This window comes from Saccharophagus degradans 2-40, assembly GCF_000013665.1.
Classification (GTDB): Bacteria; Pseudomonadota; Gammaproteobacteria; order Pseudomonadales; family Cellvibrionaceae; genus Saccharophagus; species Saccharophagus degradans.
Genome location: NC_007912.1, coordinates 4016157 through 4035096, shown reverse-complemented (window position 1 = coordinate 4035096; position 18940 = coordinate 4016157). Strand labels below are relative to the sequence as shown.

Below are 18940 nucleotides of genomic sequence, written 5' to 3'. Positions count from 1 at the left end.
CGCAAAATGACCCGCTATTTATATAATAATACTTAAGAGGTATTTCGTGCCTTTATCTTTGTCACTATTAGAGCTTGGTAAGCGCCTTGTTTTTATGTGGTTGATTACAACAAGTGTGATGGTTGCAGCTGCCGAAAGTACCAATCAATATGCTAATCAATACACCATTGAAAACACCTTTAACAAACTGGTAAAAAATTACCCGCTTATTGAAATGGGTAGGTTAGATATACCAGAAGGTGTTAGTGGCTCTAAAGAAATTACCTATAAAATAGTGGCAGGCGAACGCTTAGCCCTCGATGTGTATTGGCCCAGCCAAGCGCAGGCTGAACAATTACCCGCTATTTTGTTGGTGCACGGTGGTGGTTGGTGGCAAGGCTATAGAGAAAACATGGCGCCACTCGCAATAAAGCTCGCCGAGCGCGGGGTGGTAGCCGTTACAGTTTCTTACCGTTTAGCCGGTACGGCGAAGTACCCTGCGGCTATTCACGATGTGCGCGACGCACTGGATTGGTTGTTTGATAACGCCGCAGATTACAAGGTAGATCGGTCGCGCATTGCGCTGGGCGGGGCTTCTGCCGGCGGTCAAATTGCCGCGTTAACCGCACTTACCTTTGGCGACAAAAATTTAGACGGCCACCCAGCACAGGATGGAAGAATGCAGGGTGTGTACGCAATTGTGAATGTAGATGGCTTATCTGATTTCACTACGCCATTGGCGCTCAAGCATGAGAACGATCCTGCTAAAAAACCTTCCTCTGCTGAGCGTTGGTTTGGAGGGCGCTATGAAGAAAAGACTGCGTTGTGGCAGCAAGGCTCGCCAATCAATTATGTGGCTGAGCATTCGCCGCCTATTTTGTTTTTAAATAGTAGTCGTGAGCGTTTTAGTGCGGGGCAACAGGACTATATCAATAAATATGTTGCCATAGGTGGTTGCGCATCGTCGTATAAGTTTGAAGACTCGCCGCATTCCTATTGGTTGTTTGAACCTTGGATTACGCCTACCGCGAATATTATCGCTGCGTTTTTAACTGGTACAGAAAATAAACTCGAACAACCACTCGCCGTTCATTGTCATTAACTGTGTGCTAAGTAATTAAAATTACATTCAATAATAAAAGCTCGAACGAATACGAGTGCAGTAACAATAAATTTAAGACCTAAAAATAAATATGAATGCGGTAAATTGGGGCTGTCCCTACTGCAGAAAAATCGAGGAGTGTTACATGTCTAAAGAGAGTGTAGAAGCTGCATACTGGCGCGAAAACGTTCGCTTGCTGGTTGTGTGCATCGCAGTATGGGCGTTCGTATCGTTCGGCTGCGGAATAGTGTTTGTGGAATGGTTAAATCAAATAAAAATTGGTGGTTATCCACTGGGTTTTTGGTTTGCTCAGCAGGGCTCAATTTTTTGTTTTTTGGCAATTATTTTTTTCTATGCCTACAAAATGAATAAGCTCGATAAAAAATATAACCTCGAAGAAGCTGAGTAAAAATAATGGAATTACAAACCTTAATCTACATTGTTGTAGGCAGTACTTTTGCCTTGTATTTGGGTATTGCGGTGTGGGCGCGCGCAGGTAGCACCGGAGAGTTTTATGTGGCCGGTGGCGGGGTACATCCCATTGCGAACGGTATGGCAACCGCGGCAGATTGGATGTCTGCAGCGTCATTTATTTCTATGGCAGGCTTAATTGCATTTAAAGGCTACGATGCCTCGGTATACCTAATGGGGTGGACGGGCGGTTATGTATTGCTTGCGCTTTTGCTGGCACCTTACCTACGAAAATACGGCAAGTTTACCGTACCCGAGTTTATAGGTGATCGCTTTTACTCTAAAACCGCGCGTATTGTGGCAGTGGTATGTTTGATAGTGGCATCAGTCACTTATGTTATTGGGCAAATGAAAGGTGTAGGCGTGGCATTCGGGCGGTTTTTAGAAGTACCTTTCGAAACCGGTGTATTAATAGGGATGGCTATAGTGTTTTTCTATGCCGTGCTAGGCGGTATGAAAGGTATAACCTACACCCAAATTGCGCAGTATGTGGTACTGATTTTTGCATTTACTGTGCCCGCTGTTTTTATATCGCTGCAACTTACAGGTAACCCGCTACCGCAATTAGGGTTGGGGAGTGAATTGCATAACGGCGTGTACTTGTTGGATAAACTCGATCAAGTTTTAGTGGATTTAGGCTTTAATAAATATACTGAACAAAAAGAGTCCACAATTAATATGCTGTTGCTTACCTTATCGCTAATGATTGGTACAGCAGGCTTGCCGCATGTAATTATTCGCTTTTTTACTGTGCCTAAAGTTAAAGATGCACGCAGTTCTGCGGGCTGGGCGCTGGTGTTTATTGCAATTTTATACACCACGGCACCTGCGGTTGGGGCTATGTCTTTCTTCAATTTTATTAATACCGTGCAAGTAGGCGAAGTAGGCGCGCAAGATGGCAACTTGGTTTACGAGGAGCGCCCGCAGTGGTTTAAAACTTGGGAAACTACAGGCTTACTCGCGTTTGAAGATAAAAATGACGATGGCCGAATTCAATACTATAACGACAAGAACCCCGAGTTTGTTGCGCAACATGCGGATAAGGGCTGGCAAGGTAGCGAAATGGTTACCTTAGATCGCGATATTATGGTGTTGGCTAACCCAGAAATAGCGGGCCTACCTAACTGGGTTATTGCCCTTGTTGCTGCAGGTGGCGTTGCGGCGGCATTGTCTACGGCGGCAGGGTTGTTGTTGGCGATTGCATCTGCGGTTTCGCACGATTTATTAAAGGGCGTGTTTATGCCCAAAATATCGGAGAAGCGCGAACTGATGGCCAGTCGAATTGCCATGGCCGGTGCTATTTTAATTGCGGGCTATTTGGGGATGAACCCGCCAGGATTTGCCGCGCAGGTAGTGGCGCTGGCATTTGGCTTGGCTGCTTCGTCTATATTCCCCGCGCTAATGATGGGTATTTTTAGCAAGCGAGTAAACAATGTTGGCGCGGTGGCGGGTATGCTATCTGGTCTGGGCATAACCATTGTGTATATCTTTATTTATAAAGGTTGGTTCTTTATTCCAGCAACCAATAACTTCCCGAATACGTCTGATTACTGGTTATTGGGTATCTCCCCAGAGGCATTTGGTGCTGTGGGCGCTGCAGTGAACTTTACTGTGGCAACCGTTGTGTCTCGCTTTACGCCAGCGCCACCCAAAAATGTACAGGATATGATTCAAGATATTCGCGTACCTAAGGGCTTGCCGGCTAGTAAATAGGTAAATTGCATTACAGGCCTATCTAAGGCGCGTTTTTGGCGCGCCTTATTTCTTTTTCATTCCTTCTTATTCTTTTCTTACTCCCTTTTTGTGCTCTTTTAGCGTCTTTTAAATTAACTGTTTATTTCTGTTGTTTTTATCATTGGTTATATCCATATTATTTGTTAATAGCTGCTATCTGCCGCGTTTAGGCGGCGATAAGGTCAAACTTTGCTAAATCACGAATCTGTACATATATTAAATAGATAGCAGTCATATTTGGGTGGCTGCGGGTTTAGTGTGGAGCGACTGGTGACCAATTACTTTTGCCCAACAGTGTTGGATTTTGAAGCCTCTGGCTTTGCCTCAGATAGCTACCCTATTGAGGTGGGGGTAGTTACCTACGAAGGCGAGCGCTACTGCAGCCTTATAGAGCCGCAAACCCACTGGCATCACTGGGATAAAAGCGCAGAGCAGCTTCACGGTATTTCGCGCGTACAGCTGCATAACGCCGGTCGGTCGGTAAGGTCTGTGTGCGAGCAGCTGAATGATCTATTAGCTGGTCATCAAGTGTATAGCGATGCGTGGGTGTGGGATCAACGTTGGCTTATTACCCTGTACGACGCTGCACGCATGCAGCCGAGTTATACCTTCTCGCCAATAGAGTCGATTGTGACCGAGCAGCAATTGCAAAAGTGGGATAAAGAAAAGCAACACGTCTTTAAGTCGGTGGGAGGCGCTCGACACAGGGCGAGTACCGATGCGTATGTTATTCAACAAACCTACTTAAATACTCGCTCAGACGGTGTGTTGGTGTCTGCGGCCCCAACGTTGGTGCCACGGGTGGGAGCTGGCCGCGCATAAACCTGTCATCACGCGATAAAGACTAGGGCACTTGCTGCTACTTTGCTCGGAATTCACTGGGTGTTTGCCCAACTCGCAGTTTAAAGGCTTTATTAAAAGTAGGTTTCGAATTAAACCCAACCTCTAGGGCAATATCTAAAATAGGTAGGTCGCGATTTTGTTTTAGCTTCTGTTGTGCCTCTTCAATTCGATATTTGTTCACTAAATCAAAAAAGCTGAACCCCAGCTCTTGGTTTATTACCTGTGATATATAGTGGGCGCTCTCATTTGTGGCAACGCATAAATCTTGCAGCTTTAGGCCATTCTTACGGTATATTTTCTCTTCTTCAAACTGAGCTAGAATCTTTTTAGCTACCCGAGTTCGTGTAGTTTGATCAAGCGACGACTTGGCGTACTTGGCGCACTTGTCGCCCTGTAGGAGCGAAGCCTGTTCTTTTAGCTCGGGGCTTACGGATTCAACCATAGTTTGATCGTCAACACTGTATTGCCAACAGCGTTTAAAAATAACGTACAGCGCCGTAATGGTTACCCCTATTTCACAGGCGCTTATTAGCAGGTTCCATACTTGTGATGGCTCTAAAATCATCGTATGCAGCATGCGTAGTAAGTTAAACAGCCAGCTTGCAGCCATAACCCAAATTAAAGCGCGCAAAGCGTTAAGGGCCGGCTCATCAATGTTAGAAAATAAAAACTTGTTAATGCGTAGGCGTTCGCGAAATAGGCTTACGCTGCGCGATAAATACCAGGGGACTTGGACGAGATAAAGCAATACTGCGCCTACCATGGTGGTATGGGTGAGATTGAACCAGTGGGGTTTCGCACGGGATGGATCTACTAGCAAAACGCTTTGATTGGCTGCCAAAAATAGCGGTATACATAATATAAAGCCCGCCAATACAACCGCGCATTGGCCCCAGGCAATTGGCCATAAGCGCGGTGGCGCATTGCGATCAATTTCCCGTGCAAGCAACCACACGCACGGCGCCATCAAAAATGAACTGGCCATAAGCAAAGCCAGCCATGCGGCTTTGTAGGGGGTATCGGGGTTCACTAGCAACCATTCAAAGCCAAAGTTCAAAGCTTTAAGTAGAAGATATAACAGAAAAAATCTTAAGCTTAGGTGCGCAAACATGCTTCGGCTAAGTACGGCAAACGCCAAACAAAAGCTTATGCCTGCAAATAATAAGCAGATTTGAAGTACGTTCACTGTACAACCTTAAGCAATACCAGTACTAAGGTATTTGCCGGCCGGATGAGACGCCTTTTCGGGCACAGTGGCATAGCCTGTGGGCTCCTAATTCTTGGACTATTTGGAGACCATGCTATGTCAGTTAAATATTCGTTCATCTTATCTACTTTATTGCTGCTTTTTGGCTCAAGCTATTGTTTAGCCGGTGCTGTCGAAAAGCACACCATAAAATCGAAAGCGTTAGAGCATAGCCTAATTGGTGTTGCCTCAGAAAGAAACGTTTATGTTTACCTGCCAGATGGGTACCAACAAGGCAAAAAAGCGTACCCCATTATTTACTATGTTGCGAATCTCGATCAGCCCATTAACGCAGAGCTAACTGCGGTGCTAGACGACGCTATTGCCAAAGGTGAGCTGCCTCCTTGCATATTTGTTAGTGCAGACTTTTCTTTAACGCCGGGTTTTAACTTTTTTGGCAACAATGATGTGGTTGGCCATTGGCTCGATTTTATTCATCAAGATCTGCGAAATTGGGTAGAGTCTAACTATCGCGTAAAACGCGGTGCCAAACATCGCGCCATTAGCGGCCATTTTTTAGGTGCTTACGCAGCCATAAAACTTGCAATGTTCTACCCCGAAACGTATGGCAGTGTTTACGGTTTGCACCCAGTGGCAACAGAGTACGGCGATCGCCCGTTTCTGTTTAAACCAAATTGGGAGGAGGTTCATAGTGCAAAGGGTGCTGCCGATTTAAAGCAGCCATACTCTGCGGCTTTTGTGTCTATGGCGCAGGCCTACTTACCCAATACAAATAAGCCGCCATTTTACGCGGACTTTATTGTAGAGAAGGTGAATGGCGAGCTAGTCCCCGCTGTTGCCAATATACGCAAACTTAAACAAACTTTTCACCTTGCCGACCTCACTCCCGAGTACGCAGAGAACTTACTTAAACTACGTGGCATAGGTATGGATTGGGGGCGTAACGATCAAAACTGGGGCCATGTAATTGGTGCTAGACGCTATTCTGTGTTGCTTGAAAACTTTGGTATAGCCCACGACGCTGAAGAGCACTTGGGTAATGGTTGGGACTATCAGTTCCGCTTAAACGGTAAAGTTCGCACCAGAATGCTTCCGTTTTTGGGTAAGTATTTAGAACCGTAATGCCAATGATTGTAATTTTTCTGCGGTAATAAAAAGGCGGGTTACCCAATGGGTAACCCGCTTGCTTTTTTACTGCTTAGAGTTGGTGGCATTTACGCCTGCAGCGCTTGCAGAGGTGGCACCGGGCAATTTAATAAATCTGCAATGGCTCGGTATAACTCGGCTTCATCGGCTGTAACTTTGCCGTCGGCCAAAATCACCTCGGTAATCGCTTTTAACAGTTTGGGCTTTTCGAGTGGTTTTAATTGCGCCAGTGCACGAATGGTTGTTTCTGCTTGTTTAGGTGAAAAGCTTATCTGCTTAAACTGTACAGGTTTGGCTAAATTTAAATGTGCCCAGCCTTTATTAAACGCTATGGCAGGCTCGCGGTTATCGCCGTAACTGGCAACAAGCATAAGTAAAAATTGTGCGTGTTCACTTTGTGCTTTAAGGCTTTGCGTTTCTTTAGGGTTTTGTTGGTTTAGGTTCTGGCCAATTATGCGATAGAGGCACCATTCAAATAAACTCACTTTGCCATCCATCTTAATTAGCGCCGCGAGATTTGTAATAAACGTTTTAAGTTGCGGTGCACTCTGTTGCTTAAGTGCGGGTATGGCTAAGTCCACTAGTGCTAAATGTATGTGGCGTGGTGATTTGGCCAGTATCGGGCGCAATTTTGCCACTTCTTTAAACGTTTCGGGGGCGGTGTGTTGTTTTAAGTGGGTAAGTTGCTTGTTGCGCTGCGTGGGGTCGCTATCCAAAAGTAGGCAGTACATTAACGCGCGCGCAGAAAAAGGTTCGTGACAGGCATCGTGAATAATAGCTGGCAAGGTTGCTAAAAACTGCTGTGCACACTGCAATTGTTGTTGATTGGGCTCTTCTAATGCCGTGGCACTGGTCATGGTGAATTCGATATCGGGCAGCGGGTTATTGCTCGATTGGCTTGCAGCCATTCCGCTTGTAGCCGCACCAATGGCCGCGCCTAAAATTGCGGCCTTATCTACGGGTTGTTCGCGGGTTGGCGCATCGCTATTCGCGCTGCTTGTTACAGGCTTTGGCTCTATAAATTGTCCGTCCCAGCGTGGCTCTATGCGTTTTATGCGATCGGGTAAGGGCGGGTGCGTTGCAAAAAAACTAAAAAACGTTTCACGCAGGCCGTTACAAAAATACATGTGGCTAAATTGCGCACTGGCTTTGTGGTCGACATAAGACGACGCGCTATAGCCGCCAATTTTTTTTAGTGCGCCACTTATACCCGTAGGGTTGCGAGTAAATTGCACGGCGGAAGCGTCGGCTAGAAATTCTCGTTGGCGGCTAACCGCAGCTTTAATTAACTTGCCGAAAAATGTGCCTGCATAACCAATGACGAGTAACGCGAGGGATAAGGCTATAATTGGCGCACCGTTTTTGCGGTCATTACTGCTTCTGTAACCGTGTCTATAAAAAGCAGAATGCCACAGCATATCGCCTATTAAACCTATTACTAATATTCCGTGCAAAATTGCAATAAGGCGCATGTTCAGGCGCATATCGCCATTGTGAATATGGCTAAATTCGTGGGCGATAACGCCTTGAATTTCGTCGCGCGTAAGGGTTTCTACTGCGCCGCGGGTTATGCCAATAACCGCGTCGCGACGGCCGTTGCCTGCAGCAAAAGCATTAATGCCCGACTCCTCTAATAAAAACACCATGGGCACAGGGTTACCCGATGCGATGGCCATTTCTTCAACCACATTTAACACTTTGCGTTCGTTGGCATCTTTTGAGTCTGGCTGCAGCATGCGCCCGCCTAAAGAGGCCGCCACTACCGCGCCGCCTTTGGTCATTTGCGCAAATTTAAAAAAGCTCGCCACAGCAACTACAAGGCACACGCCCAGCGCTAAATAGAGCGTAATATGCGAGCTAAGTATTATGCGTAAATGTTCGATATAGCTTGTATTGTAAGCCTCTACCGCGTGAATACTGGTGGCGTGGTTGCCAGTAAAAAACAGTATAGAAGCCAGAGTAATTGCGGTAATAATAATGAGGGAGGCTACGGCGCAAAGAAGTAAGCCAACAAGTAAACCGGTTTTTTTCTTTGCTGCGTCTTGATGCTCAAAAAAATTCATGGCGTTGTCGTTCTTTGGGCGCCAACTAAATGATTTGTTCGGCAAAATTCGTTGGCGCGAAGGAGTGTTAGCGGGTGAATGTATCACCCGTTGTGTGTAACGCGTGGCCTGTAGTCAACAGTCGTTACAATAGTTAGCTGTAGTTACTAATGAAGCAGTAAATGTTAACAACCGCGCGCAGGCGCAAAAAAGTTAAAAAGAAACTTTAGGCGCCGCTTGGATCGCTTCGCTGTCGGCGAATTCTAGTAGCTCTGCATCTTTGCCGTGACCAAAGCTGGCGGCGAAAAATACAGGCGGAAAACTTTGACGGTAAGAGTTGTATTCGGTCACAGAATCGTTAAACGCTTGGCGAGAGAATGCTACTTTGTTTTCGGTGCTGGTGAGCTCTTCAGAAAGCTGTGCCATATTGGTATTGGCTTTGAGGTCTGGGTAGGCTTCCATTACAACGTTTAAACGGCCCAACGCGTTGGATAATATACCCTCTGCACCGGCAAGCCCTTGCATTGCGCCTGCATCACCGGGGTTGCCCGCAGCAGTTTTAAGGCTGCTTATTGCGCCGTTGCGTGCGCTTATTACGGCTTCGAGTGTTTCGCGCTCGTGGCTCATGTAGGCTTTTGCGGTTTCTACAAGGTTAGGGATAAGATCGTAGCGGCGCTTGAGTTGCACCTCTATTTGGGCAAAAGCGTTTTGATAGCGATTTCTAAGGCTTACTAAACGGTTGTAGATAGAAACTACGTAAAAAAAGAGTAATACGAGTACACCAAGAACGATTAAAGTTGTCATAGAAATTCTCTATTTTTTCCAATTAATTCGAAAGTCTAACCAGTGTTATGTTTACTGCCAATAACACAACTGTGCCAAATTCTACAGTGTGGCACATGTCTCACTTTGCGCACAGCATTAGGTGTTGTGTGGCATAGTTTTTGGTTGTTAACCTACAGCCCCTTTGGTAATTGGGCTAGATGCAAATCCGTTTTGGCTTTGATTAGGCTGATTGATAAGCATCAAGGGGATATCGGTACTGGCGTGTAAAGTGTGATTAGTCACCTTTAACGTTTTATAGGGCGCTGCCAGCAGGTTTTTATTTTGCGCTATGAGTTTAGCGATATCGCCATAAGTAGCAAGGTTTAGATGTAAAACAGAGGTTTGAAGGCGTGCCTTTAAGCTCGCTTAAACGCAACAACAGTTACATTTCGCACCATTAATGAAGGAGTTAAGTATGAGTGACCCGATTGTTATCGTAGGTATAGCGCGCACAGCCATGGGCGGTATGCAGGGTATGTTTTCTGATGTAAGTGCACCACAATTAGGCGCGCAAGCGATAAAGGGCGCATTAGAGGACGCAGGCCTAGCTACGAGTGATGTAAGTGAAGTGTTTATGGGTTGTGTTTTACCAGCCGGCACAGGGCAGGCGCCAGCGCGGCAAGCGGCTTTGGGCGCAGGGCTTGATAAAGGTGTACCCACTACCACTGTTAACAAAGTGTGTGGCTCGGGCATGAAAACTGTGATGATGGGCTGCCAGGCTATTTTGGCGGGTGAGGCCGAGGTGGTTGTAGCCGGTGGTATGGAGAGCATGACCAACGCACCCTATATGCTTACTAAGGCACGTGGCGGTTATCGCTTGGGGCACGGCCAAGTGATGGATCACATGTTTTTAGATGGCTTGCAAGATGCGTACGAAGGTGAGTTAATGGGTAACTTTGCAGAAGCTACGGCAAGTAAGTATGGCTTTACTCGCGAAGCGCAAGATGCATTCGCAATTGAATCGCTCGCGCGCGCTAATAAGGCGATTAACGAAGGCAAATTTAAGCGAGAAATTACCCCCTTTACGTTAAAAACACGCAAAGGTGAAACCGTGATAGACACCGACGAGCAGCCGGGCAATGCGCGTCCAGATAAAATCCCAAGTTTGCGCCCAGCATTCTCAAAAGATGGCACTGTAACAGCCGCTAACTCAAGCTCAATTTCCGATGGTGCGGCAGCATTGGTGTTAATGAAGCAGAGCACCGCACAAGCAAAAGGGTTAAAGCCCATTGCCAAAATTACCGGTTATACGCAACACGCCCACGAGCCAGAGTGGTTTACTACCGCGCCAGTGGGAGCGGTTAAAAACTTGCTAGAAAAAACAAACTGGTCTGCAAGCGATGTGGACTTGTTTGAAATTAACGAGGCGTTCGCGGTGGTAAGTATGGCTGCGATGCACGATTTAGAGTTGGACCACGCCAAGGTAAATGTTAATGGCGGCGCTTGTGCATTGGGTCACCCGCTGGGTGCATCGGGTGCGCGCGTATTGGTTACACTCATTGCAGCGCTGCAAAACGAGAGTAAAAAGACTGGAGTTGCCGCCCTGTGTATTGGTGGTGGTGAAGCGGTAGCAATGGCTGTTGAGCTGATCTAACTTGTAGCAGTTTACTTGGGATGCGAATACTGAGTAGGCGAAAATAGGTTTAACGATACAAAAAGCCCGCGACGTTTAGGTTGCGGGCTTTTTTATGGGGTAGGTTTCGGTATTAGTCTTCTAGGTACTCAATTGCGCGCACCACTTTTTTAATGCCCTTGGTGCTGCTTACTACATCGGTAATTTTTTCTGCTTGTACACGCGTGAGCAAGCCCATCAAATAAGCTGTATCGTTTTCTACAATCACTTTCACACGGCTCGATTCAATATCGCGATTAAGCGCAAGCTTACTGTTAATTTTTGTTTGCAGCACGTTATCTGCAGTGCGATCAAAAAAGTCGGTTTTCTCGCCAACCACTAATTCGTTGTAAACCTGTCTTACGCGCGGTTCGTTACGTGCAGTTTTACCCGCTACTTCACGAATTTCTGCGCTTGGTACTTGGCCAATTAATAGCACTGCGCCGTTAAAGCTGTGCACAGCAATATTCGCTTCTTTGGCTACTGGTGCCGCTTTGCGAATATTTACTTGCACGATGGTTTCTATGTTTTGGTCATCTATATAGGTGCCAAAGCTGCGTTTGCTGGGGTCGGCTTTTATGGGGCCGGGTGTAACGGCATCTAACACAGAGGCGCAGCCACCAAGCAGTGTAAGGCTCGATAAAATTACAATTAACAGTGTTTTAGTTTTCATGTTACTCCAGTCCAAATAGGCGGTGATCGATGAGGTCGCACAGGCAAAAAATTGTAAGCATATGCACTTCGTGAATACGACCTCGAGAATTCAAATCGGCGCGCAGCTCTATATCGTTGACATCAAGCAGCGAGGAAATATCTCCGCCGTCGCGGCCGGTAAGTGCAATAACATTCATGCCGCGGTCGTGTGCTGCAGAAATAGCTTGTACTAAATTGGCCGAGTTACCACTACTGCTGATTACAACCAAAATATCGCCTTCTTGGCCCAGAGCGCGCACGGGTTTTGCGTACACTTCACTTTGGTTGTAGTCGGCGGTAATGGCGGTGTAGGTGGCTATATTGCTGCCCAACCAAATAGCGGGCAAGCTTGGGCGTTCTTTTTCGAAGCGGTCGATAAGCGACGAGCTAAAAATCTGTGCCAGTGCTGCAGAAACGCCGTTGCCGCATATTAGTATTTTGCCTTCGTGAATAAGGCTTTCTACCAGTATATCGCCGGCTTGATTAATAAGTGGTGCGAGCTCTTCGCCCACTTGCATTTTAGCTTCAACACTTTGCTGAAAAAGAGAATAAACGCGTTGGGGCATGGTTCACTACTTAAATGTTATTCATTGAGGGTAAAGGCATTTTCTATCCATTCTATTTGACCGGCGGTAATGGCCACCACATCAAATCGACAGGGCAAGTTTGCCAGCTTGCTGTTATCCATTAAAAAATGTTGTGCAGCGGTAACAATCTTTTGCTGCTTGGATCGCGTCACGCTTGCGGCGGCGCTGCCAAATGCAGCCGATTTGCGAAAGCGTACCTCCACAAATACCAGCGCTCGCTGCTGTTGCATAATAAGGTCGATCTCACCGCCCTTGCAATGGTAATTGCGAGCCAAGGGGGTTAAGCCTTGGCTTACGAGGTGCTGTTCGGCGAGTATTTCTGCCTGAGTGCCGGTTTCGTTGTGTTTTGCCATAGCGAGAGCAGCGCAATTGCGGCTACTGGCGGCCTTCTTCTTGTTGTTTGGTGGTTGGCACAATGTAGGCTTGGCCGCGAATAAACTGCGCCCACACTTGATGGCGAGTTATGCGTTGGTTTTCATCCAAGCTTAAGCTGCCCGTGGTGCCGTAGTAGTGTGCTTGTTTTACATTGGCTAGTTGACGCAAACGCGGGTAAAGGTGATAGGCATCTATACCCAGTGCATACAGCGGTTGATAAGCCGAGCCTTCCTCTTGGCTACCACTGCGCGCAATAGCGCGGCGCTCTGGTAATTCTTCATCAAAAAACCACGGCAGGGTAGTAAAGCGAATGCCGTTCATGTCTTGGTCGAGCGTATCGTTTGTTGTACCGTTATAAATATGGCTAGTAGCGTAAACGGGAATATCGCTGGCGTAATGGAAATTAAGGGTTGGTTTTAGTTGGCGCGCTTCAGATGGGCGAGCCACTAGAAATACAATATCAATATCTTGCCGGCGGCGCGGTTCAAACTCTATGGCCTCGCCAATTAAGCGGCGCATTGCGCGCGCGCGCTCTTTGCTGTCGGCAACGCCTGTAGCTTGCTCGATAAGTGAGGAGTATTCCTTCTGATTTTTAAAGCGGTAGTCGCTTACTACATCGCCACCTAGGCCCAACCAATGGGCGGCGAATGTGTCGGCGCTGCGATCTCCCCAACTGCCCGCAGGGGCTAAAATAAGTGCGCGGCGGTGGCCATCTACAAAGGCTTGTTCGGCAACTTGCTGGGCTTCATCTTCTACTGCCAAACCAAATTGAAACAACTGGTTACCCAATGCAGGCATGGGCTGTTGCGCATCAATAGGGGCATCTTCTGCTGCTTGGTTGGTTGGGCCTGCCGGTGTAGCAGGTGCCATGGGCAATTGTTGTGGCGCCGTGTTTTGGTTATTTAGCTCTATATAGTTGAGAGCAAGGGTAGGCACGCTAAGGTTTTGACGCAGGCTTAATTGCGCAATTTTATCTTTATCTAGAGGGCCAACAACTAGCTCTGCACCGTTAACAACGGCCTGGTCGTAAATGGTATTGATGTCGCCATCGTTGGTGTTGTACACCTGTATTTCGGGGGTAGGCTCACCGCTTTTTTGGGTTTGATAAAAGGCTGCCATAAACCCTTCAAGTACGGTGCGGGCAGCTTGTTCGAGCCTGCCAGATAGCGGCAGCAGCACGGCGATACTCTGCGGCTGCTCTTCTACAAGTTGCTGTAGCAATTGCAAATCTGCTGGCAGGCGCAAGCTAGCGGGGTGTTCTGGCCAGTTGTAGCTCCAGTTTTTTACTTCGCGCAATTGTTGGCGAATATTGGTTTGGTTGTCTTTACTGATGGCGGCTAGTGCATACCAACCTTTTTGCAGCGGGTCGTTGTGGGTTTGCGCTTCGAGTTGCAAATCCACTAGGGGCAGGGCCATTAATGCCTGCCACAGTAAATCTTGATTGAACTCCTGCATGTCGGTATCGCCTTTTAGCAGGGGTTCTAACGCAATGCGCTCCATAATGGCTTGGCGGTACTCGGCAATGTTGTATAAAAGCGAGGCGCGCATTTCGCGTATTTGAATTTGCGTGGCGAGCGGCTCTTTGGTTTGAGCCTGCATTAAGCGGGCGCTCCACAGGTAGCGTTTGGCGCGAAAGCTATAGCCTTCTGCCAGCGCTAGTTGCGCACTGAGTATGGAGTAGCGCACGAATTGGTGGTCGCTAATTTTATTGGGCACTAAGTTGGCTAATGTGTTGCGCGCCCAATCGTATTCACCGTACCCTAATAGGGCATGCGTCGCATCGAGGTACATATCTACTTTGGTTAGCTCGTCGCGGGTATCTGCTTTGGTGATTAGCGCGCTAATATCCTCCAATGTCAAATTGGCAGTTTGCGGCTCTTCAATGTTCGGTTTAGGCGCTGGGCCACAACTGGCAAGCAGTGCCGCCATTAGGCAGGTCGCAGTGAATTTGCGAGAAACGGCGGCGAAGGTAGTGTTAGCGGTCATGATTTTCCTTACTGCTTGGCGCGCGAACTGCGCACAAAATGGTCAAAGCTTTATTTTCTAGTAGGTCGAGCACGGTAACTATTACGCAATTAGTGCGTAATTAGTACGGTGCGGCGGCTTATTTTACGTTAAAAAACACAGGCAACAACGTTCGAATGCAAATAGATAACGCGCTGTATATTGTGGCAACCCCCATAGGTAATTTGGGCGATATAACTCAACGGGCGCTGAATATACTACAGCAAGCCGATTTAATTGCCGCAGAGGATACGCGTCACAGTGGTCGCCTGCTGCAACATTTTAATATTTCTACGCGAATGATTTCGTACCACGATCACAGTGATGAACGACAAGTGGACTCTATTATCGCTAAATTGCAGGCCGGCACTAGCATAGCGTTAATATCCGATGCCGGTACACCGCTTATATCTGACCCAGGTTACGGTTTGGTAAAAAAAGCCCGCGAAGCTGGGGTGAAAGTGGTACCTGTGCCCGGTGTATCGGCGGTTATTACCGCAATGAGCGCAGCCGGCTTACCTTCAGACCGTTTCAGTTTTGAAGGGTTCCCGCCCCACAAGAGTGGTGCGCGCAAGCAACTGTTTGCCAGCCTTGCACGCGATGCGCGCACATTGGTGTTTTACGAGTCGCCACACCGTATTGTCGACTGCTTAAAAGACCTCGCCGCCGAATTTGGCGAAGACCGTCCGCTGGTAATGGCTCGCGAGCTCACTAAAACCTTTGAAACATTCTTAAGCGGCGGTGTGGCGCAAGTGCTGGAGCAAGTATTAGCCGACTCCAACCAACAAAAAGGCGAAATAGTATTAATGGTGAGCGGCTACCGCAAACCGGAAACCGGCGACGAACTATCGCCCGAAGCCGAAGCTACTATGAAAGTACTGCTCGAAGAATTGCCCGTTAAGCAAGCCGCCACCATAGGCGCTAAATTAACGGGCGAAAAGAAAAACAAGCTCTATCAGTGGGCGTTAGATCAAAATTGAAACGCTAGATGATAATCGATAAGCACTAATCGCTAATTACTAGTGTTTAGCGATTAGTAATTAGTGTTTGGTATTTAGCGATTGGTATTTAGCAGTTGTTCCAATTGTACTTGTAGGTCTTGTGCCATTTGGGTGTGTTGTTCGCCGGTTGGGTGGGCGTCGCAGCTGTCACCGGCGTATATGTTCGATGGAATAAACGCGAGGCGTGGGCTATCAACGGCTGCTTGCACCTGTTTTAAGTAGTTTTGCAATGTGCCTTTTTTGTTGAGTTCGTCGTGGCCCAGTATGGCGCCATCGGTAATGGCGATGGTGGCGTTAGGGTGGTCGCGTAACAAAATAGTCGCGAATGCAACGTAGGTATTTATAAACGCCTGCTGGTCGGGAATACCCATACTAAAATCGTTAGTGCCCAGCGATACTAAAATGATATCTGCTTTAAATTTGCTGTTATCCCACGGGGCATCTGCCCATGGTTCTGGCACTGCTAAGTCGTAAAAGGCTGGGGCCTGTATATCTTTAGGCTCGCCGTTCCAGCTGCGCATTACACCGCGGCCGCCGTAGCACACTAAATGCGTTTCAGCGCTTAGCGCGCGGCCTAGCTGCATGCCGAACGAGTTGTGTGCATCCCACCAGCTCGGGTCCATCTCGCAGCCTTGTTTTCTGTTTGCGCCAGTGCCACAAGTAACCGAGTCGCCTATTACCAGTAGTTTGGTGCGCGGTTTGGCGGGCGGCGCTAAAAATTTGCCGTCTTGCACGCGAATACTGTGTAGGGTGGCCAAACCGTGCCAGCTTTCCGAGCGATTAAGTATTTTTACTTGGTGTTGCCGGGCGCGATTGTGGTTGAACACCACGTAGTCGGTTGCGGCTTTTTCTAGTTTGATACTGCGTTGCAGTCGACCGTCGATATACACATCGAGGTAGTTGTTACCACTGGTGCTACTCGCGTTAAATATTACGCCCTTGGCTTTTACATTTACTGTAAAGCTCACCCCCGGGTAGCCAAAGCGCTCGCTGCCATCTAGCATAGTTTGCGTGCGCCCACTCACCGTTACCATTGGGTGGTTGGGGGCAACTGTTTGCAGTGGTGCCTGCTGAGGGATGAGAGTACTGCATGCGCTGAACAAGGCGCATATTAGGCTGGCGGCGGTGCAAATAACGAGTGTGCGTAGCGGTTGTATTGACATGGTGTGTTCCGTATTTGGTCTGTTGTGTAATGTAACCGATATGCATTGAAGCAGTTTTTGCACGGGTGAGTCCAGTTTATATCGCTATAAATATATTTACCTGTCACTTGTTTTTCATTCGTTCGGCGCAATATCGAACAGTGTTCTAGTTACTTAATTTGGAGGTGTCTGTGTTACGCATTGGTTTGTTTTTATTAACCAATATCGCGGTAATTGCTGTAGCGAGTATTACTCTTAGTTTGCTTGGTGTTGGCAGTTACCTCGATGAGTCTGGCAGCGGTTTAAACCTGCAGGCACTGCTTATTTTTTGCGGTGTGTTTGGGTTTACTGGTTCGCTATTTTCGCTATTTATTAGCAAGTGGATGGCCAAGCGCACGACTGGCACACGCATTATTGATGTGCCGCGTACTGCAGATGAGCGCTGGTTATTAGAAACGGTGCAGGAGCTAGCGCAAAAAGCCGGTATTGGTATGCCCGAGGTAGGTATCTTCCCAGCGCAACAGTCTAATGCTTTTGCTACAGGTTGGAATAAAAACAGCTCGCTTGTGGCCGTAAGCTCTGGCTTGTTAACGCGCTTTAACAAAAACGAAGTGCGCGCGGTGCTTGCCCATGAAATAGGCCACGTGGCTAACGGCGATATGGTTACCTTAGCGCTGATACAAGGTGTAGTGAATACCTTTGTGATGTTCTTCGCTCGTATAATTGGGCATTTTGTTGATCGGGCTATTTTTAAAACCGAGCGCGGCCACAGCTTTGGCTACTACATAGTTGTATTTGTTACCGAGATGGTTTTGGCCGTATTGGCGAGCATGATTGTGGCTTGGTTCTCTAGGCGCAGGGAATACCGAGCAGACTACGCCGGTGCAACCTTGGCCGATCGCAATTCGATGATTGCGGCTTTAGCGCGTTTGCAGGCCGAAACTCAAGCTAAGGTGCCCAATGCCATGCCAGATACCCTTACCGCATTTGGTATCTCGTCTGGCTTTAGCAATAAAATGATGGGGGCGTTTGCTAGCCACCCACCGTTAGAGGATCGTATTCGCGCTTTGCAAAACTTGCACTCTTAAATAGCGCTGGGCAGTTTTAAGGCGGGTTCGTCTAAGCCAAAAAGCTGCTCGCGTAATTCTTGAATATGTTCCGCCCAATAGCGCTCGCTATTAAACCAAGGGAAGGCCTGCGGGAACGCAGGGTCTTCCCAGCGGCGGGCCAGCCACGCCGCGTAATGCATAAGCCTTAAGGTGCGAAAGCTTTCTATAAGTGGCAGCTCCGTTGGGTTAAATTCGCAAAACTCCTCATAGCCTTCCAATATTTCGCCAAACTGTGTTTGTTGCTGGGTTTTATCACCAGAGAGAAGCATCCATATATCTTGAATGGCCGGTCCCATACGCGAATCATCAAAATCCACAAAATAAAGGCTATCTTCACGTTGAAGCACATTGCCTGGGTGGCAATCGCCGTGCAGCCGAATGGAGCGGTAATTTATGTTTGTGATCACCGATTGCATTTTGTCTATAAGTTGCTCACTTACGGTTTGGTAGGCGGCAAGCAACGTTTTGGGGATAAAGTCATTCGCCAAGAGATACTCGCGGCTGCGAATACCAAAGTCTTCGAGGGTAAGTGCAGGGCGGTGGCTATAGTCTTCTACCTGCCCTAGTGCGTGAATACGACCTAGGTGTTGGCCCATTCGATAGAGGGTGTCCATATCGTCTAGGCTTGGCGCGTGGCCGCCGCGTCGCTGCGAAAGTGAAAAGCGGTGATCGCCGTATTCAAACAGTGTTTCACCCTCCGCGTTTGCAATGGGGGGCACAACCGGTATTTCTAATTCCGCTAAGGCCAAGCTAAAAGTGTGCTCTTCGCGTATTTGCTGCAAACTCCAGCGGTTAGGCCGGTAAAACTTGGCAATAAGCGGCGCTTCGCCCTCTATGCCTACTTGATACACGCGATTTTCGTAGCTGTTTAATGGGAACACACGCAGGTCGCTCACATAGCCCAAGCTTTCTACCGCATCCAACACTGTATCTTGAGTAAGCGTGTGAAACGGTGTATTGGCAAGGTTCACTGCCACTGGGCTGGCATCGGCCTGTATGGTATTACCCACATTGTCGTTGCTTGTATCTGTATGGTCGGTCATTTGTGCGAGTCGCCTTATTGGCTTG

General features: G+C 47.8%; 17 protein-coding genes. 8 read left to right on the top strand and 9 right to left on the bottom strand.

Translation table 11 applies throughout. From position 1 onward, the window contains the following. Positions 1-46 precede the first annotated feature (46 nt). From SDE_RS16535 to SDE_RS16520, 4 genes are all read left to right on the top strand, one after another. On the top strand, positions 47-1081 hold the full coding sequence (locus SDE_RS16535; protein ID WP_011469630.1) for an alpha/beta hydrolase: 1035 nt from the start codon (positions 47-49) through the stop codon (positions 1079-1081). 145 nt (positions 1082-1226) lie between these two features. Beyond that, the gene (locus tag SDE_RS16530; RefSeq protein ID WP_011469629.1) at positions 1227-1490 is read left to right on the top strand and encodes a DUF4212 domain-containing protein; all 264 of its coding nucleotides are present in this window, start codon (positions 1227-1229) and stop codon (positions 1488-1490) included. A 5-nt stretch (positions 1491-1495) separates the two neighbouring features. Continuing rightward, positions 1496-3265 (top strand): sodium:solute symporter family protein, encoded by a 1770-nt coding sequence (locus SDE_RS16525; protein WP_011469628.1) that lies wholly within the window; start codon positions 1496-1498, stop codon positions 3263-3265. Positions 3266-3556: 291 nt separating this feature from the next. Further along, complete coding sequence (locus tag SDE_RS16520; protein ID WP_226986441.1) at positions 3557-4108, top strand: hypothetical protein; 552 nt, start codon at positions 3557-3559, stop codon at positions 4106-4108. A 37-nt stretch (positions 4109-4145) separates the two neighbouring features. Here SDE_RS16520 and SDE_RS21535 read toward each other — a convergent pair whose 3' ends face one another. Continuing rightward, entirely contained in the window at positions 4146-5315 is a 1170-nt protein-coding gene (locus SDE_RS21535; RefSeq protein ID WP_049762676.1) for a helix-turn-helix domain-containing protein, read from the bottom strand. A 117-nt stretch (positions 5316-5432) separates the two neighbouring features. Between SDE_RS21535 and SDE_RS16510 the strand changes: the two genes are divergently transcribed. Continuing rightward, on the top strand, positions 5433-6458 hold the full coding sequence (locus SDE_RS16510; RefSeq protein WP_011469625.1) for an alpha/beta hydrolase: 1026 nt from the start codon (positions 5433-5435) through the stop codon (positions 6456-6458). Positions 6459-6550: 92 nt separating this feature from the next. Here the strand turns inward: SDE_RS16510 and SDE_RS16505 are convergent, their stop codons facing one another. Together SDE_RS16505 and SDE_RS16500 are read right to left on the bottom strand one after the other, a co-directional pair. Then, positions 6551-8545, bottom strand: a complete 1995-nt coding sequence (locus tag SDE_RS16505) for a M48 family metallopeptidase (protein ID WP_011469624.1) — start codon at positions 8543-8545, stop codon at positions 6551-6553. Between the two features lie 192 nt (positions 8546-8737). Continuing rightward, positions 8738-9328: a LemA family protein gene (locus SDE_RS16500; protein ID WP_011469623.1), complete on the bottom strand. Its 591-nt coding sequence runs from the start codon at positions 9326-9328 to the stop codon at positions 8738-8740. A gap of 436 nt (positions 9329-9764) precedes the next feature. Between SDE_RS16500 and SDE_RS16495 the strand changes: the two genes are divergently transcribed. Next, entirely contained in the window at positions 9765-10943 is a 1179-nt protein-coding gene (locus tag SDE_RS16495) for an acetyl-CoA C-acyltransferase (RefSeq protein ID WP_011469622.1), read from the top strand. A 112-nt stretch (positions 10944-11055) separates the two neighbouring features. Here SDE_RS16495 and SDE_RS16490 read toward each other — a convergent pair whose 3' ends face one another. The 4 genes from SDE_RS16490 to SDE_RS21530 are packed head-to-tail and all read right to left on the bottom strand — an operon-like array spanning position 11056 to position 14602. Beyond that, positions 11056-11634, bottom strand: a complete 579-nt coding sequence (locus SDE_RS16490; protein ID WP_011469621.1) for a BON domain-containing protein — start codon at positions 11632-11634, stop codon at positions 11056-11058. A 1-nt stretch (position 11635) separates the two neighbouring features. Continuing rightward, complete coding sequence (locus tag SDE_RS16485) at positions 11636-12220, bottom strand: D-sedoheptulose-7-phosphate isomerase (RefSeq protein ID WP_011469620.1); 585 nt, start codon at positions 12218-12220, stop codon at positions 11636-11638. Positions 12221-12237: 17 nt separating this feature from the next. Then, the gene (locus SDE_RS16480; RefSeq protein WP_011469619.1) at positions 12238-12594 is read right to left on the bottom strand and encodes a YraN family protein; all 357 of its coding nucleotides are present in this window, start codon (positions 12592-12594) and stop codon (positions 12238-12240) included. A gap of 22 nt (positions 12595-12616) precedes the next feature. Then, entirely contained in the window at positions 12617-14602 is a 1986-nt protein-coding gene (locus tag SDE_RS21530) for a penicillin-binding protein activator (protein ID WP_011469618.1), read from the bottom strand. A gap of 155 nt (positions 14603-14757) precedes the next feature. Between SDE_RS21530 and rsmI the strand changes: the two genes are divergently transcribed. Next, entirely contained in the window at positions 14758-15600 is an 843-nt protein-coding gene (gene rsmI / locus SDE_RS16465) for a 16S rRNA (cytidine(1402)-2'-O)-methyltransferase (RefSeq protein ID WP_011469617.1), read from the top strand. Positions 15601-15674: 74 nt separating this feature from the next. Here the strand turns inward: rsmI and SDE_RS16460 are convergent, their stop codons facing one another. Then, a complete protein-coding gene (locus tag SDE_RS16460; RefSeq protein ID WP_011469616.1) occupies positions 15675-16784 on the bottom strand; it encodes a GDSL-type esterase/lipase family protein in 1110 nt (369 codons plus the stop codon). A gap of 170 nt (positions 16785-16954) precedes the next feature. Here SDE_RS16460 and htpX point away from each other — a divergent pair, with 170 nt between their 5' ends. Further along, the gene (gene htpX, locus SDE_RS16455; protein ID WP_083763058.1) at positions 16955-17851 is read left to right on the top strand and encodes a protease HtpX; all 897 of its coding nucleotides are present in this window, start codon (positions 16955-16957) and stop codon (positions 17849-17851) included. Here the strand turns inward: htpX and SDE_RS16450 are convergent. Further along, positions 17848-18915 carry a serine/threonine protein kinase gene (locus SDE_RS16450; protein ID WP_011469614.1) on the bottom strand — a complete coding sequence of 356 codons (1068 nt, stop codon included), beginning with the start codon at positions 18913-18915 and terminating at the stop codon, positions 17848-17850. The genes htpX and SDE_RS16450 overlap by 4 nt on opposite strands. Between the last annotated feature and the right edge of the window lie 25 nt (positions 18916-18940).